Raw genomic sequence first — 459 nt, 5'->3', positions numbered from 1 at the left:
CTGGCTTGGTCGTAGGAGGATATGGCTTTTTCATACTCTCCTAAATCAGACAGCGCATTCCCTCGGTTATGCCAAGCTTCATGTAAATCGGGTTTAAATTTTATGGCTTGGTCGTAGGAGGATATGGCTTTTTCATACTCTCCTAAATCAGACAGCGCCACCCCTCGGTTAGACCAAGCTTTATGGTAATCGGGTTTAATTTTTATGGCTTGGTCGTAGGAGGATATGGCTTTTTCATACTCTCCTAAATCAGACAGCGCCACCCCTCGGTTAGACCAAGCTTTATGGTAATCGGGTTTAATTTTTATGGCTTGGTCGTAGGAGGATATGGCTTTTTCATACTCTCCTAAATCAGACAGCGCCACCCCTCGGTTAGACCAAGCTTTATGGTAATCGGGTTTAATTTTTATGGCTTGGTCGTAGGAGGATATGGCTTTTTCATACTCTCCTAAATCAGAC

At 43.8% G+C, this 459-nt stretch carries 1 protein-coding gene; it reads right to left on the bottom strand.

Annotated features, from left to right (window positions below; translation table 11 throughout):
• Positions 1-459 (bottom strand): tetratricopeptide repeat protein (locus P5674_RS25935; protein WP_315670492.1); only part of this gene is annotated, 459 nt, incomplete at both ends.

The organism is Limnospira sp. PMC 289.06, from assembly GCF_032350395.1.
GTDB lineage: Bacteria > Cyanobacteriota > Cyanobacteriia > Cyanobacteriales > Microcoleaceae > Limnospira > Limnospira platensis.
This window is presented reverse-complemented; position numbering and strand designations above follow the sequence as displayed.